Source organism: Pseudomonas sp. K5002, assembly GCF_013386655.1.
Classification (GTDB): Bacteria; Pseudomonadota; Gammaproteobacteria; order Pseudomonadales; family Pseudomonadaceae; genus Aquipseudomonas.
In genome coordinates, this window is sequence record NZ_JACARK010001119.1 from 1 (window position 1) to 1,939 (window position 1,939).

Here is a 1,939-nt window from a genome sequence, read left to right on the forward strand (position 1 = left end):
GCCACGTTTCCCTGACCCGACTCGCACCGGACCTGAAGCCGCGCACGCTGATCGTCAACGGCGCCTCCAAGGGCTACGCCATGACCGGCTGGCGCCTGGGTTTCGGTGCCGGTCCGGCCTGGTTGATCGCGGCCATTGCCAAGCTGCTTTCGCAAACCACCACCTGTCCCAGTTCCCTCAGCCAGGCTGCCGCAGTGGCCGCCTTCGCCGGCGACCAGGCGCCCATCGCCGGGATGCGCGAGGTGTACCAGCAACGCCGCGAACGCATGCTGGGCCTGCTTGAAGACATTCCCGGCGTGAGCTTCACGCCACCGGATGGCGCGTTCTACGTGTTCGCCAACGTCGCCGGGCTGATGGGCAAGACCACCGCCCACGGCGAGCGGATCGACAGTGACACCCAACTGGCCGAGCACCTGCTGCGGGAACACGGCCTGGCCACCGTAAGCGGCGCGGCGTACGGCATGTCGCCGTATATCCGCCTGTCGTTCGCCAGCTCGCTTGAAGTGATTGAAGAAGGTTGCCGTCGCCTGAATGAAGCGTGCCATCGATTGCGCTGACGGATACCCACCCCACCCGGCGGCCACGGACGGCCGCTCATTGACTGCCTAGAACAACACTCATAATCATTGATATAAATGAGGCATTCCCATGCACAAGCCCCGCATCGCGCTGGTCTGGCAAATCCTGATCGGCTTGCTCGCCGGCATCGCCATCGGCGCCCTGCTGCACCGTTTTCCCGAATCCCGGCCGTGGCTGGTGGACAACCTGCTGCAACCGGCGGGCGATATCTTTATCAAGCTGATGAAGATGATCGTCGTGCCCATCGTGTTTGCCTGCATGGTGGTGGGCATTGCCGGGCACGGTGACGGTAAATCCCTGGGACGCATCGGGGCCAAGTCCCTGGGCTATTTCTTCTGCATCACCACCCTGGCGATCATCGTCGGGCTGGTGATGGGCAACCTGCTCCAGCCGGGCGCCGGTACCGAACTGGCCAGCCTGCAAGCGAGTGCCGTGACCCTGCCCACGAGCAGCGCCGGCGGTGGCCACAGCCTGGGGCAGATCATTGTCGGGATCATTCCGGACAACGTCATCAACGCCATGGCCCAGGGCAGCCTGCTGTCGGTGCTGTTCTTCGCGGTGATGTTTGGCCTCGGGGTTTCGCGCTTGCCCGCCGAGCGCAAGGACCCGGTGATTGCCCTGCTGCGCGGGGTGTCGGAGGCGATGTTCAAGGTCACGTCGATGATCATGGCCTACTCGCCCATCGGCGTGTTCGGGATGATCGCAGTGACCGTGGCCAACTTCGGTTTCAGCTCGCTGTTGCCGTTGGCCAAGCTGATCCTGGTCAGCTACGTGTCGATTGCTTTCTTCGTGCTGGTGGTGCTCAACCTGGTGGCGCGGCTGTGGGGGATCAACCTGTTTGCGTTGATGCGGCATATCAAGGATGAACTGATCCTGGCGTTCTCCACCGCCAGTTCGGCGGCGGTGATGCCGCAACTGATGAAGAAACTCGAAACCTACGGCGTGCCGCCTTCACTGGTGAGCTTTGTGGTGCCGGTGGGGTATTCGTTCAACCTGGACGGTGCGTCGCTGTTCCTGGGGATCGGCACGCTGTTTGTGGCGCAGCTGTATGGCATCGACCTGAGCCTTGGCGACCAGGCCCTGCTGGTGGTGACCATGGTGCTGACATCCAAGGGCGCGGCCGGGGTGCCGGGGTTCATGTTCGTGATTCTGTCGGCGACCCTGGCGAGTGCGGGCTTGCCGTTGGAGGGCATCGCCTTCATCGCCGGGGTGTATCGCCTGATGGAAATGCCGACCACCGCGCTGAACGTGCTGGGCAATGCCCTGGCACCGCTGGTGATCGCCAAGTGGGAAAGGCGTGAGAGCACCGCAGAAACCTGTGGCGAGGGAGCTTGCTCCCGCTGGGCCGCGAAGCGGCCCC

The 1,939-nt window shown here is 63.7% G+C and carries 2 protein-coding genes; both read left to right on the forward strand.

Features of this window, described 5'->3' with window-relative positions:
• The coding region (locus tag HX846_RS33895; protein WP_178967117.1) for an aminotransferase class I/II-fold pyridoxal phosphate-dependent enzyme at nt 1–557 on the forward strand (557 nt) is incomplete at its 5' end.
• 91 nt (nt 558–648) lie between these two features.
• Nucleotides 649–1,939 (forward strand): cation:dicarboxylate symporter family transporter (locus HX846_RS33900; protein ID WP_178967118.1); only part of this gene is annotated, 1,291 nt, incomplete at its 3' end.